Origin of the sequence: Roseateles subflavus, from assembly GCF_030285365.1 — a bacterium.
Classification (GTDB): domain Bacteria; phylum Pseudomonadota; class Gammaproteobacteria; order Burkholderiales; family Burkholderiaceae_C; genus Roseateles_B; species Roseateles_B subflavus.
Window position 1 is genome coordinate 382,050 of the sequence record NZ_JASVDS010000002.1, and the last position, 15,449, is coordinate 397,498.

Below are 15,449 nucleotides of genomic sequence, written 5' to 3' on the forward strand. Positions count from 1 at the left end.
AGGCAGGCCGGTCAGGAGCGGAGGTGGCGGAGCCCGCCGGGGCTCAGCTCTCCACCTTGTCGCTGTCGATCTTGAAGCTGCGCTTGGGGAACTTCAGCCGGGTCTCGGGGCCGTACCACTTCACGAAGAGCTTCTCGGCCTCGCCGCTCTTCTCCAGATCACGCAGTACGCCGTCGACCAGGGCCTTGAACTGCGTCTCGCCCTTCTTGATGCCCAGAGCCAGGGGCTCCACGTTCAGGTTCTGGTCCAGGATCTTGTACTGGGACTGCGCCGCGCCCAGCTTGGCATGTTGGTCCAGCAGGGAGACCTCGTCATTCACAAAGGCCACGCCCTTGCCTTGCTGCAGGGCCTGGAAGGCCTGCGGGCCGGTCTCGAAGGTCACCACCTCGACATTGGGCACTGCCTTGCGGATGTTGGGCTCCTGCGTGCCGCCCTTGATCGTGACCACCTTCTTGCCGGCCAGCGCCGCCACAGTGGCGATGCCGCTGTTGCTCTTGACCAGCACCTTCTGGCCGGTCACGAAGGTCGTCAGCGAGAAGTCGATGACGGCCTCGCGCTCCTTGTTGTGCGTCAGCGAGGCGGCCAGCAGGTCCACGCGGCCCTGCTGCAGCTCGGGGATGCGCGCGGCGACGGCCAGCTGCTTGATGCTCAGCTTCACGCCCAGTCTGGCCGCGATGGCGTGGGCCAGGTCCACCTCGTAGCCCACGATCTCGCGGGTCTTGGGGTCGATGAAGCTGTTGGGCTCGTCGGTGCCCAGCACGCCCACCACCAGCTCGCCCTTCTTCTTGATGTCGGCCAGCTGGTCGGCATGGGCCGTGCTGACGCCCAGGAAGAGCGCGCTCAATGCAAGCAGGGAATGGCCGAGGTGGCGGCGGGTCAGGGAACGAGAGACAGACATGCGGTACTCCTTGGTATGTCAGAGGCCGGGTGCGGCCTGTTGGCATCGATGCGGATCGATCGAATGAGGGAATGCTAGGGATCACCCGCTGGCTTCCCAAGGACGGCTTTTGCATGTGCTTGCTTGATTTCCAGCAGCGTCCGCGGGGCTGCCGGATCTGCAGCAACGGGTGCAGAAGCTCATGCGTTTTCCGTGCTTCGTGCGTCGCGAATGGAGCCTTAAGGTGCGCGCTCACCCCGGCGCCGTACCGCAGCGCCGGTCCGGCGAAGGCAAGACCTGACCCTCGCTGCCCACAAGAGAACCCCCATGACTGCCCGACTTCCCCTGGAGCCCCGCCCCGCCGTGCTGGACCTGATCGGCAACACGCCGCTGCTGCCGGTCAACCGGCTCGATACCGGCCCCTGCCAGCTCTTCCTCAAACTGGAGTCCCACAATCCCGGCGGCTCCATCAAGGACCGCATCGGCCTGGCCATGATCGAGACCGCCGAGCGCCAGGGCCTGCTGCAGCCGGGCGGCACCGTGGTGGAGGCCACCGCGGGCAACACCGGCCTGGGTCTGGCCCTGGTGGCCCGCGCCAAGGGCTACCAGGTCGCGCTGGTGGTGCCTGACAAGATGTCCGCCGAGAAGGTGCTGCAGCTCCGAGCCCTGGGCGCCCAGGTGCATATCACCCGCTCCGACGTGCTCAAGGGCCACCCGGCCTACTACCAGGATGTGGCGGCCCGCCTCGTGCAGGAGATCCCCGGCGCCTGGTATGCGGATCAGTTCAACAACCCGGCCAATCCGCTGGCGCATGAGACCACCACGGCGCCGGAGATCTGGCAGCAGACCGGCCATGACGTGGATGCCGTCGTCTGTGGCGTGGGCTCGGGCGGCACGCTCACCGGCCTGTCGCGCTTCTTCCAGCGCGTGCAACCGGGCCTGGAGATGGTGCTGGCGGACCCGCAGGGCTCCATCCTCAAGGACTACATCGACACCGGCGCCTTCGGCGAGGCCGGCTCCTGGGCCGTGGAAGGCATCGGCGAGGACTTCATCCCGCCCATCTCCGACCTCAGCCGCGTGCGCCAGGCCTACAGCATCAGCGATGCCGAGAGCTTCGCCACGGCCCGCGAGCTCTACCGTGCCGAGGGCATCCTGGCCGGCTCCTCCACCGGCACGCTGCTGGCCGCCGCCCTGCGCTACTGCCGTGCCCAGACCGAGGCCAAGCGCGTGGTGACCTTCGTCTGCGACACCGGGACCCGCTACCTCTCCAAGGTCTACAACGACCACTGGATGTTCGACCAGGGCCTGCTCAAGCGCCCCAGCCTCGGCGATCTGCGCGACCTCATCGCCCGACCGGCGTCGCAAGGCGCGGTGGTCAGCGTGAGCCCGGCGGACACCCTGGCCACCGCCTTCGCGCGCATGCGCCAGGCCGACATCTCCCAGCTGCCAGTGCTGGACGCCGGCCGCCTCGTGGGCCTGCTGGACGAGTCGGACCTGCTGGCGCGGGTGTCGGACGACCGCGGGGCCTTCACGGCCCTCGTGGCCTCGGCCATGAACCCGCAGGTGCAGACCCTCGCGCCCTCGGCCGGCCTGGCCGCGCTGCAGGCCCAGCTGCGCCAGGGCCTGGTGGCGGTGATCGCCGACGAGGGCGGCTTCCACGGCCTGGTGACCCGTTTCGACCTCTTGAACCATCTGCGCAAGGAGGTGGCGTGATGAGCCACGATGCACGACAAGCCGATCAACGCGACGAGCGCCTGGCCTTCGCCACGCGCGTCATCCACGGCGGCCAGTCGCCGGACCCCGTCACCGGTGCGGTGATGCCCGCCATCTCTGTCAGCTCGACCTACCGCCAGCAAAGCCCGGGCGTGCACAGCGGCTACGAGTACGGCCGCACCCACAACCCCACGCGCCAGGCCTATGAGCGCGCCGTGGCGGACCTGGAGAGCGGGGCGCAGGCCTATGCCTTCGCTTCGGGGCTTGCTGCCATGGCCACGGTGCTGGACACCCTGCCCGCGGGCTCCCACATCGTGGCCGGCGACGACCTCTACGGCGGCAGCTACCGGCTCTTCGAACGCGTGCGCAAGCACAGCGCCGGCCTGCAGGTGAGCTACGTGGACACCCGCAATCCCGATGCCGTGCAGGCCGCGCTGCGCCCCGACACCCGGCTGATCTGGATCGAGACGCCCAGCAACCCGCTGCTCAAACTCACCGATCTCGCCGCCGTCGCCGCCATCGCACGCCAGCATGGTGCGCTGGCCGTCGCGGACAACACCTTTGCCAGCCCCTGGGCCCAGCGCCCGCTGGAACTGGGCTTCGACCTCGTGCTGCACTCGGCCACCAAGTACCTCAACGGGCACAGCGACGTGATCGGCGGCGTGGTGGTGGTCGGCGGCGAGGCGCGCCAGGCCGCCGTGCGCGAACAGCTGGGCTTTCTGCACAACGCCGTGGGCGCGATTGCCGGACCTTTCGACAGCTTTCTCGCGCTGCGCGGCCTGAAGACCCTGGCCCTGCGCATGGAGCGGCACAACGCCAGCGCCCAGGAGCTGGCTCAGTGGCTGAGCGAGCAGCCGCAGGTCGCGCAGGTGCACTACCCCGGCCTGCCCACCTACCCGCAACATGCGCTGGCACAGCGGCAGGCGCGAGGCGGCGGCGGCATGATCAGCATCGACCTGGCCTCCGACCTCGCGGGCGCCCGCCGCTTCCTGGAGCGCGTGCAGCTCTTCGCCCTGGCCGAGAGTCTGGGCGGGGTGGAGAGCCTCATCTCGCTGCCGGCCCTCATGACGCATGCCTCCATCCCGCGCGAGATCCGCGAGCCGCAAGGCATCACGGATTCGCTGGTGCGGCTGTCCGTGGGCGTGGAGGACGTGGGCGATCTGCGCCGTGACCTCGCGCAGGCACTGGCGGCCGTCTGACGAGGCCGCTCAGGCCGTGGCGGGCCGGTAGCTCCACCGCGGCGTGAGCACCAGGATGAGCAGCGACAGGCCGGCCAGGCCGCCGGCGAGGGCCACCGCCCAGGTGTGGCCCTGCAGGCGCTGGCCGTAGATGTCCAGCGCGGCGCCCAGGCCCGCGCCGTTGCCGAAGGTGGCGAGCACGGCGGCGGTGTAGTCGTGGTAGCGGCGCGCGCGGTTGGCGCCGGCCGACCAGTGCGGGTCGGTGTTGTAGCTGGGCAGGCGCTGGTGCGCGTCGTCCAGCTGCTCCAGCTGCGCCAGGAAATGCCGCAGATTGGTGATCGCGCGTTCGGCCTTGGCATTCAGGAAGGCCAGGCACAGCGAGGCCACCGGGAAGCCGAGGATCAGCCATTCGATCGGAGCCGCCGTCTGCCCGGGCGCCGGGCGCAGGGCCACGAGGGCTGCCAGCAGGCTCACCACGAGGCTGACGTACAGCGCCAGCACCTGCTGGCGTTGCGCCACGCGGGCGTTGACTTCCTGGTAGGCCGCGATGAAGCGGTAGTTGGCGTCGACGGAGGATTTGCTCATGGGGCGCAGGGTAGCGCATGAGCAGGAGACCGACGAACGCACGGGCGGGACACGCCCGTGCGGGCCGGGAGGCGAGGATGCCCCGCCGGCTGGCGCCCCGAACTCTCACGGATCGGGGCGTCAGGGAACTCAGGCGCGGCGGCGCTTGGCGCCAAGGGCCAGCAGGGCGAGGCCGGCCAGGGCGATGGAGCTGGGTTCCGGCACGCCGGGGGCGGGCTGGTCGATGTAGAAGCTGTCCATGCCGAAGCAGTCCACCGGCGAGCTCACATCAAACCAGAAGGACTTGATGCCGTCGAACTGGTTGCCCAGGAACACCTGTGTGGCCGGGAAGCCCCAGTCTTCGCTGGGCAGCAGCTGCGAGTAGCTGGCGGTCACGCCATCCATCGAGGCATGCACATAGGCGCGTTCGGTGCCGTCCGCCCTGCCGCCGCCGAACGCCGTGTTGGAAGTGAGGACGAAGTAGTTCAGGTCGAAGGCGGAACCGTCGATCTTGGTGAACACGATGCGGGTCAGGCCACCGAAGTGACCGCTGGCCCAGTGGCCGTGGATCACGTCCTTGCCGACGCCGTAGTAGTTCCCGATGTTGGACGCGAAGCCGTTGCCACCGACGAAGTCCACGCGGAAGCCTGCCTCCTCGTAGCGGGCCACGTCGTTGTAGTTGCTCGTGTTGTTGGTGACGACATCGCCGCCCGAGTGGCGATGCACGGTACCGCCGGTGAACGTGATGATGGAGGCGTGGGACAGAGCGCTGAAGGCGAGGCCGGCGATGAGCGCCAACACTTTTTGTTTCATGTTCAATAACTCATGGGTGAGGTGGATTGAATGTCGTACATCTTGTGACATGCCCCCGACGAGGGCGGCGCCGTCGTCATGCAAAAGCCGGGCCAGGGCCCTGTCCATGGGCTTTGCGCCCGTCGAGGGCGTTTGGGATCAGCCAAGTGTCAGATTTCTTGACGTTAGGAATGCCGCCAGGACGGCGTGCGGCGGCCTGCGGATGCGGCGCTGCCGATGTGATGAGGCGGGGGGATGCCGGGGCCGCGAGGGCGTCAACGGCCAACGAAAGGCCGGGCGCCGTCGATCCAGCAGGGGGCGCCGTCGTTGGCCGCGAGCACGGGCGGGCGCTTTGGCAGGCGCTGGGCGGCGGGCGTGGCGACGGCGAAGGGGCGGTCCCGGAAGCGGGGGGGCGGGCGGTGCGGGCCCCGCTCAGTTCGGCGGGAGCTGGTCCAGCCAGTCAGTGTCCAGGCTTTCCAGGGGCGTCAGCTCGTCGAAGCCGGTGCCGACCTCGAGCCATTCCGCCAGCGTGCTGTCGCGCACCTCCAGGCCGTCCAGCGAGGCCGGCATCTCATGGAATTCCGGGTGGCTGCTCGGGCGTGCCTGGTAGGGGGCGAAGTAGAAGTCGAGGCTGAGGCTGGGCATGTCGGGGACTCAGACGTTTGCTATGGCCCGAAGCATCGCTGCTCCCCGGCGGCCTGGCAGCCCCCCCCGAAGGGCGTCCCCGAGGCGGGGGGGCCGTCACACGGCCCCCTCCGATTGGGGCCCCGGCCCAGCCCCTCGGCCCTCAGTTCGACGGCGCGTGGGCCGGCTGCGACACCACGGGAGCGCGGCTCACGCGGGTCTTGCCGCCGGTCGTCGTCAGGATGACGGGATCGCCGGCCAGGAAGTTCTCCTGGCCCTTGCCCTGGATGACGGAGCGGCGTTCGCCGTTGCGCAGCTGGACGAGGATCTCGACGGCATCTTCGCGGGTGGCATTGCGCTCGATGGCGTTGCCGACCACGGCACCGGCCACGGCGCCCAGCACGCCCACGATCTGGCCTTCGCGGCGACCGCCGACCGACGACCCCGCAACGGCGCCGATCACGCCGCCGGTGACGGCGCCGGCGCCGCTCTGGTTGCCGTCCACGGTCACGGGGCGCACGCTCAGCACGGTGGCGTCGATGACGGTGGACATGCGCTGCGCGTCACTGCGGCGCACGACGTCCGGATTGCTGGAGGCGCAGGCGCCGAGCAGGCTCACGGCCAGCACGCTGGCGCAAAGGGCGAAGGTCTTGTTCATGTCTTGATTCTCCGGCAGTGGTCTGCCGCAGCAACGCAGCGCGGGCTGGCGCGTTGACGGCATGACGCAACTTTACCGAGCCGGAGCTGCCGCCGTTTGCCCGGACACCGGTGGCCTGTGTGCGTTCTGTGTACGTTCTGTAACGGCTAGCCGGGCCGGCGGCGTCGGGGCGGTGCCAGCGCGAGGGCCAGGGCTTCTTCGTAGACCGCGAGGCGGCCCGTTTCCACGGCAACATCCTGGGGGGTCTGTCGGAACTCGGAGACGACGTCCCTCCGCGAGCCTGCGGCCATCAGTGCCGCCAGCGTCCTGGGACCCGCCTGGCGCATGGCCACATGCAAGGGCGTCTCACCCATGTCCCCGATGGCGTTGACGTCGGCCCCATGGGCGATGAGTGCACGGGCGGCGACCTCATCGCCACGCCACAGGCAGACATGAAGCGCCGTGTCGCCGCTGCCGTCTTTCGCATGGAGGTCCAGCCTCGGCGGCGGATCGGCGTCGGGAAAGAGGGTCTCGGCCGCCTCCAGCAGGAGTTGCTCCAGCGTCCGTGCTTCGTTTCCAGGGCTCATCGACGCATGCTACCTCCCGCCATCGGCGGCATGGCGGCCCGCGCTCGGGGCCTCACCCGTGCAAGCGACTGCTGCGCGGCACGCTGGCCAGCAGGAACTCCATCTGGTCGACCAGGATGCGGCGGCCGCGCAGGATCATGTCCTCGTGCAGGCTGGGCACATAGGGCAGGTAGAGCAGGCTCATGTGCGCCTCTTCGGGCAGGCGGTCCGCCTTGCGGCCGTTGCAGCTGCGGCAGGCCGTGATGCAGTTCATCCAGCTGTCGCACCCGCCCCGGGAGCTCGGCACGATGTGTTCGCGCGTGAGGTCGTCGAGGTGGAACGCGCGGCCGCAGTAGGCGCACAGGTACCGGTCACGGGCGAAGAGCTTGGGATTGGAGAGGGCCGGCTCGTGCCGCCAGGCCCGGGAGGGCACGGCGCCGCGCACCGCGATGATGGGGTGGACCTCGATGCGCGACTGCAGCCCCGTGCGGCGCTGCAGCCCGCCGCGCAGGACCTGGCACGGCTCGCCCAGGGTCCAGGCGACACCATCGTTGGCGTAGATCGCGGCCGCGTCCCGGGTGCTGATCCAGGCTTGCGGTCGTCCCGAGACATCCAGTTGCAGAACATCCACAGTGCTGACCTCCAAGTCTGCAGCGTACTGCAGGTGCGCCAGGGGACTCAAGGCGTCAGGGGCCGGGAAGCCCGGATTCATGGGCCTTTGCGGCCCTTCGGGGCAGCGGTGTTGGCTGCGGACGACCCCGTCAAGCCCCTGTCATCCCGCCCTCGCAGACTGGCAGGCTCGCGATTTGCCCTGCCCGCATCTTGACCGCCCTCCTGCCGGCACCTCGGTGCGGCGTCGCCGGGCCGGGGCAGGGGGTGTTTCGCCTGCTGCACCGCAGCAAATATCAGGGTTCACCCTTGGTTTGCGGCCCGGACTGTGCGCTTCTAGGCGCCTGCCCCTAGAAAGCCCCGTGCGGGCCTTGTGCAGTTCGCGGTCTTTTGGGCAAAAATAGAACGATCGTTCGTTTTATTATTGACGCCTCAAGCGCTCACGAAAGACCACTGTGCCGACCGCCTCCACGCCCGCCAGCAAGCCCGAGACCCGGGCTCCGCGCCGTGCCGTCCGCTCCCTGCAAAAAGGGCAGCAGACGCGCGCCGCCATTCTGGAAGCGGCCCTGGGCCTGGCCTCGCACATGGGGCTGGAGGGCCTGTCCATCGGCGCCCTGGCCGACGTGACGAAGATGAGCAAGTCCGGGGTGTTCGCCCATTTCGGCTCGCGCGAGGAACTGCAGATCGCCGTCGTCCGCGAGTATCACGCCAAATTCGAGGAAGAAGTCTTCTTCACGGCGATCCGCGAACCGCGCGGCCTGCCGCGCCTGCGCGCCCTGTACGAGCGCTGGGTGCGCCGCGTGTCGGTGGAAATCGATTCGGGCTGCATCTACATCTCGGGCGCTGTTGAATTCGACGACCGTCCCGGCCCGGTGCGCGATGCCCTGGTCTCGATGGTCAAGGCCTGGCACGCCGCCCTGCACAAGGCCATCCTCCTGGCCAAGGACGAAGGCCATCTGGCCGCCGACACCGATGCCCTGCAGATCCTCTTCGAGCTGCACGGCCTGATCCTGTCCCTTCACCACGACGCGCGCTTCATGCGCAGCCCGGGTGCGCTGGAGCGCGCCGGCAAGGGCTTCGATCGCGTCATCGTGTCCTGCATCACGCCGGCTGGTCAGCAAGTCGACCGCGCCGGCGCGGGGCAGGGCCCGTCAGCACCCGCCCCGCAAACGGGGTCCAAGTCCCGCGGCGTTGCCGCCTCGCGCAAGCGAGCCTGATCTCTCACCACAAGTCCCCACTGGAGTCGACCATGCCCACCTATACCCCTCCCCTGCGCGACATGCAGTTCGTGATGCACGAAATGCTGAATGTGGTTGAAGAGCTGAAGATGCTCCCCGCCCACGCCGACATCGATGCCGACACCATCAACGCGGTGCTGGAAGAGGGCGGCAAGTTCTGCGCCGAAGTCATCGCCCCGCTGAACCTGAGCGGCGACGCCGAGGGCTGCAAGCTGGACAAGACCACGCACGAGGTCACCCCGCCCAAGGGCTTCAAGGAAGCCTACAAGCAGTACGTGGAAGGCGGCTGGCCCGCGCTGTCCTGCGACCCGGCCTACGGCGGCCAAGGCCTGCCGGTGCTGGTGAACCAGGGCATGTACGAGATGATGAACTCGGCCAACCAGGCCTGGACCATGTACCCCGGCCTGAGCCACGGCGCCTACGAGGCCCTGCATGCCCACGGCACGCCCGAGCAGAAGGCCACCTACCTGACCAAGCTGACCAGCGGCGAGTGGACCGGCACGATGTGCCTGACCGAGCCGCACTGCGGCACCGACCTCGGCCTGCTGCGCACCAAGGCCGAGCCCCAGGCCGACGGCACCTACAAGATCACCGGCGCCAAGATCTTCATCTCGGCCGGCGAGCACGACCTGGCCGAGAACATCGTCCACCTGGTGCTGGCCCGCCTGCCGGACGCACCCGCCGGTTCCAAGGGCATCTCGCTGTTCATCGTGCCGAAGTTCCTGGTGAACGCCGATGGCACCCTGGGCGCCCGCAACGGCATCTTCTGCGCCGGCCTCGAGCACAAGATGGGCATCCACGCCAACTCCACCTGCCAGATGGTGCTGGAGAACGCCATCGGCACGATGGTGGGCGAGCCCAACAAGGGCCTGGCCGCGATGTTCGTGATGATGAACGCCGCCCGTCTGGGCGTGGGCAACCAGTCCCTGGGCCTGACCGAAGTGGCCTACCAGAACGCCGTCACCTACGCCAAGGACCGCATCCAGATGCGTTCGCTGTCGGGCGTGAAGGCCCCGGACAAGGCTGCCGACCCCATCATCGTGCACCCCGATGTGCGCAAGATGCTGCTGACCGCCCGCGCCTATGCCGAAGGCGGCCGCGCGCTGTCGACCTACGTCGCGCTGCAGCTGGACAAGGCCCTCTCCTCGGACGATGAGGACGAGCGCAAGGAATGCGAGGCCGAAGTCGCCCTGCTGACCCCCATCATCAAGGCCTTCCTGACCGACAACGGCTGGATCGCCACCTCGCACTGCATGCAGGTCTACGGCGGCCACGGCTTCATCCACGAGTGGGGCATGGAGCAGTTCGTGCGCGACGCGCGGATCAACATGATCTACGAAGGCACCAACACCATCCAGTCGCTGGACCTGCTGGGCCGCAAGGTGCTGGGCAACAACGGCGCCACGCTGAAGAAGTTCGGCAAGAAGATCGCCACCTTCGTCGAGGAAGAGGGCACCAGCGAAGCCATGCAGGAGTTCATCAACCCGCTGGCCGACCTGGGCGACAAGGTCACCAAGCTGACCACCGAGATCGGCATGAAGGCCTTCCAGAACCCCGATGAAGTCGGTGCCGCCGCGGTGGACTACCTGCGCGTCGTGGGCCACCTGTGCTTCGCCTACTTCTTCGCCCGCGCGGCCAAGATCGCGCTGGAGAAGCAGGGCAGCGGCGACCCGTTCTACACCGCCAAGCTGCACACCGCCCGCTTCTACTTCGCCAAGCTGCTGCCCGAGACGGCTTCGCTGATCCGCACCGCCCGTGCCGGTCTGCAGCCGCTGATGGCGATGGACGAAGCCCTGTTCTGAGGCAGGACTGAAGCCAGGAGCCGGCATTGCAGCACGCCCCGGCGTCTGCGATGCTGAGCATCCGCGGCGCGCGGCCCCGAGGAGGCGCCGCGCGACCGTCACAACAACACAGGAGACTCGCCCCATGCAACGCACCTTGGCCGCCACCCTTGTCGGCACCTTCGCAGCCACCCTGCTGGCTGCCGCCCCCGCACTGGCCCAGACCTCCCCGGTCGGCCTGTGGAAGACGATCGACGACGACGGCAAGACCGAGAAGTCCCTGGTACGCATCAGCGAAAGCAACGGCGTGCTGGTGGGCAGCATCGAGAAGATCTTCGACCCCAAGCACCTGGACTCCAAGTGCGATCTCTGCAAGGACGATCGCAAGGACAAGCCGGTGACGGGCCTGCAGATCATCCGCGGCGTCAAGCAGGACGCCGATGACAAGGCGCTGTGGAGCGGCGGCGAGATCCTGGATCCCAACAATGGCAAGACCTACCGGACCCGGCTGAAGCCGATCGAGGGCGGCAAGAAGCTGGAAATGCGTGGCTACGTCGGCTTCTTCTACCGCACCCAGGTCTGGGTCCGGGTCGAGTAAGGCCTCAAGCGGGCGTGCTCAGGCGAGCGCGCCCATCTCTGAATTGAAAGAGGAGTAATTCCGTGAGTCGATTCCAAGTTCGCAAAGTCGCCGTCCTCGGCGCTGGCGTGATGGGCGCGCAGATCGCTGCACACCTGGTCAACGTCAAGGTGCCCGTGGTGCTGTTCGACCTGCCGGCCAAGGAAGGCCCGAAGAACGGCATCGTGACCAAGGCCGTCGACGGCCTGAAGAAGCTCAAGCCGTCGCCCCTGGGCGTGCCCGAAGATGCGGCGCTGATCCAGCAGGCCAACTACGAAGAGCACCTGGAACTGCTCAAGGACTGCGACCTCATCATCGAGGCCATCGCCGAGCGCATGGACTGGAAGCTGGATCTGTACACCAAGATCGCTCCCTTCATCGCCCCGCACGCCATCGTCGCGTCCAACACCTCCGGCCTGAGCATCACCAAGCTCTCCGAAGTGCTGCCCGAAGAGATCAAGCCGCGCTTCTGCGGCATCCATTTCTTCAACCCGCCGCGCTACATGTACCTGGTGGAGCTGATCAACACCCCGACGACCCGTCCGGAAGTGATCGACCAGCTGGAAGGCTTCGTCACCACCGCCGTGGGCAAGGGCGTCGTGCGCGCCAATGACACGCCCAACTTCGTCGCCAACCGCGTCGGCATCGCCGGCATGATGGCCACGATGATCGAGGCCGAGAAGTTCGGCCTGTCCGTGGACGTGGTCGACGACCTGACCGGCAAGAAGCTCGGCCGTGCCAGCTCCGGCACCTTCCGCACCGCCGACGTCGTGGGCCTGGACACCATGGCCCACGTCGTGAAGACGATGCAGGACAACCTGAAGGACGACCCCTTCTACGCGACCTACGCCACCCCGAAGGTGCTGGCCGGCCTGATCGAGAAGGGCGCCCTGGGCCAGAAGGCCGGCGGCGGTTTCTACAAGAAGGTGGGCAAGGACATCCAGCGCCTGGACTTCGCCACGGGCGAGTACGTCGCCGGCGGCAAGAAGGCCGACGAGATCGTGGCCCGCATGCTGAAGAAGCCCGCAGCCGACCGCATCAAGCTGCTGCGCGAGTCCACCAACCCGCAGGCCCAGTTCCTGTGGTCCATCCTGCGTGACAGCTTCCACTACGTGGCCGTGCACCTGGCCACCGTGGCCGACACCGCCCGCGAGATCGACTTCGCCATGCGCTGGGGCTTCGGTTCGCAACAGGGGCCGTTCGAGCTGTGGCAGGCCGCCGGCTGGACGCAGGTCGCCCAGTGGATCAAGGAAGACATCGAGGCCGGCAAGACCCTGGCCAGCGCCCCGCTGCCCGCCTGGGTGTTCGAGGGCCCCGTGGCCGAGAACGGTGGCGTGCACAGCGCCAACGGTTCCTGGAGTGCTGCCGAAGGCAAGTTCAAGCCCCGCGCCAAGCTGCCGGTGTACGAGCGCCAGGCCTTCCCCGAGTCCCTGGTGGGCGAGGGGGCTGTCGAGCCCCTGAAGGCCGGCACGGAAGAGTTCAAGAACGAGGAAGTGCGCGTCTGGAGCCTGGACGGCGAAGTGCTGATCGCCTCGATCACCGCCAAGCTGCACCTGATCTCCCCGACCGTGACCGAGGGCCTGCTCAAGGCCGTCGAGATCGCCGAAGCCAAGTACAAGGGCCTGGTGATCTGGTCGCCGGACGATGTGTTCTCCGCCGGCGCGAACCTCGAGTCCCTGATGCCCGTCTTCATGACCAAGGGCGCCAAGGGCATCGCCCCGGAAGAGAAGAAGCTGCAGGACATGATGCTGCGCGTGCGCTACGCCCAAGTGCCGGTGGTCGCCGCGATGCGCGGCCTGGCCCTGGGCGGCGGCTGCGAGCTGGCTGTGCACTGCGCCCGTCGCGTGGCACACATGGAGTCGTATGTCGGTCTGGTGGAAGTCGGCGTGGGTCTGATCCCGGGCGGTGGCGGCCTGACCTACATCGCCCGCCGTGCCGCTGAGATGGCCGCGGCCGGCAACTCCGGCGTGGACCTCTTCGCCTTCCTGAAGGACGGTTTCACGACCGCGGCCACCGCCAAGGTCGCCACCTCGGCCGTCGAAGCCCGCAAGAACGGCTTCCTGCTGGACTCCGACCTGATCGTCCCGAACAAGGACGAGCTGCTGTTCGTGGCCAGCGCGCAGGTCAAGGCGCTGTTCGACGCCGGCTACCGCGCCCCGCTGAAGTCGCGCATTCCCGTGGCCGGCCGTTCGGGCATCGCCACCATCAAGGGCCAGCTGGCCAATATGCGTGACGGCGCCTTCATCAGCGACCACGACTACCTGCTGGCGAGCCTGATCGCCGACGTGGTCTGCGGTGGCGAAGTGGAAGCCGGCACCGTGGTCGACGAGGAATACCTGATGACCCTGGAACGCAAGCACTTCTGCGCCCTGCTGGAGAACCCCAAGACGCAAGAGCGGATCATGGGCATGCTGCAAACCGGCAAGCCGGTTCGCAACTAAGGCGCTCCCCACCGAGAACGCCGAAAGCCTCGTCACATGAGCGCCAACCGCCTCGCCCGCACCCTGTCCAAGCTGGACGCGCTGCCCGCCGCCCTGCGCCCCCTGGCGCGCAATGCGGTGCTGCGCCGTGCGGTGCCGTTCACCGGCACCGCCAAGCTGGACTTCGTGCAGCTGGACCACGAGGTGGCGCAGATCGCCATCGCCAACCGCCGCCCCGTGCAGAACCACATCGGCGGCGTACACGCCGCCGCCATGGGCCTGCTGGCCGAGACGGCGACGGGCATGGTGGTCGGCATGAACGTGCGCGACGACTGCCTGCCGCTGTGCAAGTCCATGCATGTGGCCTTCAAGAAGCGCGCGACGGGCGGCCTCAGCGCCCGCGCCGTGCTGACCGAGCAGCAGCGCCAGCTGATGCAGACCGAGCCCAAGGGCGAGGTGAGCGTGCAGGTGACGGTGACCGACGAGGCCGGGCTGAACCCGGTGGAATGTGAATTTGTCTGGGCCTGGGTTCCCAAGAACGCCCCAGCGCCCGCCAAGAACTGAAAGGTTGAAATCATGGCCAAGCAAGTGCAAGAAGCCTACATCTGCGCCGCCACGCGCCTGCCCATCGGCAAGTCCGGCCGCGGCTACTACAAGAACACCCGTCCGGACGAGATGCTGGTGCGCGCCATGCAGGCCGCCCTGGCCCAGGTCCCGACCCTGGATCCCGCCGCCATCGAAGACGCCATCGTGGGCTGCTCCTTCCCCGAAGGCGAGCAGGGCATGAACATCGCCCGCGTCGGCGCCGTGCTGGCCGGCCTGCCCAACTCCGTGGGCGGTGTGACGGTCAACCGCTACTGCGCCTCGGGCATCACCGCCCTGCAGATGGCCGCCGACCGCATTCGCGTGGGCGAGGCCGAGGTGATGATCGCCGCCGGTGTCGAGTCCATGTCCATGGTCCCGATGGGCGGCAACAAGCCCTCGCTGTCCCCCGCCATCTTCGAGCGCGACGCCAACATCGGCATCGCCTACGGCATGGGCCTGACCGCCGAGAAGGTCGCCCAGCAGTGGAAGGTCAGCCGCGAAGACCAGGATGCCTTCGCGCTGGAGTCCCACCGCCGCGCCCTGGCCGCCATCGAGGCCGGCCACTTCAAGGCCGAGATGACGCCCTTCGAGATCCTCGAGCGCGTGCCCAACCTGGCCACCGGCGAGATCACCCTGAAGAAGCGCCTCGTCGACATCGACGAAGGCCCCCGCAAGGACACCTCGCTGGAAGGCCTGGGCAAGCTCAAGCCCGTGTTCGCCGCCCCCAAGGACCCGACCGGCAAGGCCACGGGCATGGGCAGCGTCACTGCCGGCAACAGCTCGCAGACCTCCGACGGCGCCGGCGCCCTGATCGTGGCTTCTGAAGCCGCCGTCAAGCGCTTCGGCCTGACCCCGCTGGCCCGCTTCGTGTCCTTCACCGTGCGCGGCGTGCCGCCCGAGATCATGGGCATCGGCCCGATCGAGGCGATCCCCGCCGCCCTGAAGCTCGCCGGCATCACCGCCGCCGACCTGGACTGGGTCGAGCTGAACGAAGCCTTCGCTGCGCAGTCCCTGGCCGTGCTGAACGACCTGGACAGCAAGGGCATCGTCCTGGACCGCGCCAAGGTCAACCCCAACGGCGGCGCCATCGCCCTGGGCCACCCGCTGGGCGCCACCGGTGCCATCCGCGCCGCGTCGGTCATCCACGGCCTGCGCCGCACCGGCGGCAAGTACGGCATGGTGACGATGTGCGTGGGCGCCGGCCAAGGTGCCGCCGGCATCCTGGAACGCGTCTGATCGACGCCTGAGC

Annotated in this window: 15 protein-coding genes; 8 read left to right on the forward strand and 7 right to left on the reverse strand. The window is 68.3% G+C overall.

Going from position 1 to position 15,449, the window contains the following annotated elements; genetic code table 11:
* Positions 1-43: 43 nt before the first annotated feature.
* On the reverse strand, positions 44-898 hold the full coding sequence (locus tag QRD43_RS07510; protein ID WP_285981867.1) for an ABC transporter substrate-binding protein: 855 nt from the start codon (positions 896-898) through the stop codon (positions 44-46).
* A gap of 306 nt (positions 899-1,204) precedes the next feature.
* Between QRD43_RS07510 and QRD43_RS07515 the strand changes: the two genes are divergently transcribed.
* Both QRD43_RS07515 and QRD43_RS07520 read left to right on the forward strand, forming a co-directional pair.
* Entirely contained in the window at positions 1,205-2,590 is a 1,386-nt protein-coding gene (locus QRD43_RS07515; RefSeq protein ID WP_285981868.1) for a pyridoxal-phosphate dependent enzyme, read from the forward strand.
* Positions 2,590-3,789 carry a trans-sulfuration enzyme family protein gene (locus tag QRD43_RS07520; protein ID WP_285981869.1) on the forward strand — a complete coding sequence of 400 codons (1,200 nt, stop codon included), beginning with the start codon at positions 2,590-2,592 and terminating at the stop codon, positions 3,787-3,789. Before QRD43_RS07515 ends, QRD43_RS07520 begins: the two co-directional genes overlap by 1 nt.
* 9 nt (positions 3,790-3,798) lie before the next feature.
* Here the strand turns inward: QRD43_RS07520 and QRD43_RS07525 are convergent, their stop codons facing one another.
* From QRD43_RS07525 to QRD43_RS07550, 6 genes are all read right to left on the reverse strand, one after another.
* Positions 3,799-4,353 (reverse strand): hypothetical protein, encoded by a 555-nt coding sequence (locus QRD43_RS07525; RefSeq protein WP_285981870.1) that lies wholly within the window; start codon positions 4,351-4,353, stop codon positions 3,799-3,801.
* A gap of 129 nt (positions 4,354-4,482) precedes the next feature.
* Entirely contained in the window at positions 4,483-5,145 is a 663-nt protein-coding gene (locus QRD43_RS07530; protein WP_285981871.1) for a PEP-CTERM sorting domain-containing protein, read from the reverse strand.
* 411 nt (positions 5,146-5,556) lie between these two features.
* A complete protein-coding gene (locus tag QRD43_RS07535) occupies positions 5,557-5,769 on the reverse strand; it encodes a hypothetical protein (RefSeq protein ID WP_285981872.1) in 213 nt (70 codons plus the stop codon).
* A gap of 142 nt (positions 5,770-5,911) precedes the next feature.
* Positions 5,912-6,406 carry an outer membrane lipoprotein gene (locus tag QRD43_RS07540; protein WP_285981873.1) on the reverse strand — a complete coding sequence of 165 codons (495 nt, stop codon included), beginning with the start codon at positions 6,404-6,406 and terminating at the stop codon, positions 5,912-5,914.
* A 146-nt stretch (positions 6,407-6,552) separates the two neighbouring features.
* On the reverse strand, positions 6,553-6,972 hold the full coding sequence (locus QRD43_RS07545; RefSeq protein ID WP_285981874.1) for an ankyrin repeat domain-containing protein: 420 nt from the start codon (positions 6,970-6,972) through the stop codon (positions 6,553-6,555).
* Between the two features lie 52 nt (positions 6,973-7,024).
* Complete coding sequence (locus QRD43_RS07550; RefSeq protein WP_285981875.1) at positions 7,025-7,582, reverse strand: HNH endonuclease; 558 nt, start codon at positions 7,580-7,582, stop codon at positions 7,025-7,027.
* Positions 7,583-8,015: 433 nt separating this feature from the next.
* Here QRD43_RS07550 and QRD43_RS07555 point away from each other — a divergent pair, with 433 nt between their 5' ends.
* From QRD43_RS07555 to QRD43_RS07580, 6 genes are all read left to right on the forward strand, one after another.
* The gene (locus QRD43_RS07555; RefSeq protein ID WP_285981876.1) at positions 8,016-8,777 is read left to right on the forward strand and encodes a TetR/AcrR family transcriptional regulator; all 762 of its coding nucleotides are present in this window, start codon (positions 8,016-8,018) and stop codon (positions 8,775-8,777) included.
* 32 nt (positions 8,778-8,809) lie between these two features.
* The gene (locus QRD43_RS07560) at positions 8,810-10,600 is read left to right on the forward strand and encodes an acyl-CoA dehydrogenase C-terminal domain-containing protein (RefSeq protein WP_285981877.1); all 1,791 of its coding nucleotides are present in this window, start codon (positions 8,810-8,812) and stop codon (positions 10,598-10,600) included.
* Between the two features lie 124 nt (positions 10,601-10,724).
* Entirely contained in the window at positions 10,725-11,177 is a 453-nt protein-coding gene (locus QRD43_RS07565; protein ID WP_285981878.1) for a DUF2147 domain-containing protein, read from the forward strand.
* Between the two features lie 62 nt (positions 11,178-11,239).
* Positions 11,240-13,636 carry a 3-hydroxyacyl-CoA dehydrogenase/enoyl-CoA hydratase family protein gene (locus tag QRD43_RS07570; protein WP_285981879.1) on the forward strand — a complete coding sequence of 799 codons (2,397 nt, stop codon included), beginning with the start codon at positions 11,240-11,242 and terminating at the stop codon, positions 13,634-13,636.
* Positions 13,637-13,672: 36 nt separating this feature from the next.
* Positions 13,673-14,179 (forward strand): DUF4442 domain-containing protein, encoded by a 507-nt coding sequence (locus QRD43_RS07575; RefSeq protein WP_285981880.1) that lies wholly within the window; start codon positions 13,673-13,675, stop codon positions 14,177-14,179.
* A 12-nt stretch (positions 14,180-14,191) separates the two neighbouring features.
* Complete coding sequence (locus QRD43_RS07580; protein WP_285981881.1) at positions 14,192-15,436, forward strand: acetyl-CoA C-acyltransferase; 1,245 nt, start codon at positions 14,192-14,194, stop codon at positions 15,434-15,436.
* Positions 15,437-15,449: the final 13 nt, after the last annotated feature.

Coding starts and splice junctions, on each gene's coding strand:
- QRD43_RS07580 (WP_285981881.1), top strand. CDS start 14,192: ATGGCCAAGCAAGTGCAAGAAGCCTACATCTGCGCCGCCACGCGCCTG.
- QRD43_RS07575 (WP_285981880.1), top strand. CDS start 13,673: ATGAGCGCCAACCGCCTCGCCCGCACCCTGTCCAAGCTGGACGCGCTG.
- QRD43_RS07540 (WP_285981873.1), bottom strand. CDS start 6,406: ATGAACAAGACCTTCGCCCTTTGCGCCAGCGTGCTGGCCGTGAGCCTG.
- QRD43_RS07520 (WP_285981869.1), top strand. CDS start 2,590: ATGAGCCACGATGCACGACAAGCCGATCAACGCGACGAGCGCCTGGCC.
- QRD43_RS07530 (WP_285981871.1), bottom strand. CDS start 5,145: ATGAAACAAAAAGTGTTGGCGCTCATCGCCGGCCTCGCCTTCAGCGCT.
- QRD43_RS07545 (WP_285981874.1), bottom strand. CDS start 6,972: ATGAGCCCTGGAAACGAAGCACGGACGCTGGAGCAACTCCTGCTGGAG.
- QRD43_RS07510 (WP_285981867.1), bottom strand. CDS start 898: ATGTCTGTCTCTCGTTCCCTGACCCGCCGCCACCTCGGCCATTCCCTG.
- QRD43_RS07525 (WP_285981870.1), bottom strand. CDS start 4,353: ATGAGCAAATCCTCCGTCGACGCCAACTACCGCTTCATCGCGGCCTAC.
- QRD43_RS07515 (WP_285981868.1), top strand. CDS start 1,205: ATGACTGCCCGACTTCCCCTGGAGCCCCGCCCCGCCGTGCTGGACCTG.
- QRD43_RS07565 (WP_285981878.1), top strand. CDS start 10,725: ATGCAACGCACCTTGGCCGCCACCCTTGTCGGCACCTTCGCAGCCACC.
- QRD43_RS07535 (WP_285981872.1), bottom strand. CDS start 5,769: ATGCCCAGCCTCAGCCTCGACTTCTACTTCGCCCCCTACCAGGCACGC.
- QRD43_RS07560 (WP_285981877.1), top strand. CDS start 8,810: ATGCCCACCTATACCCCTCCCCTGCGCGACATGCAGTTCGTGATGCAC.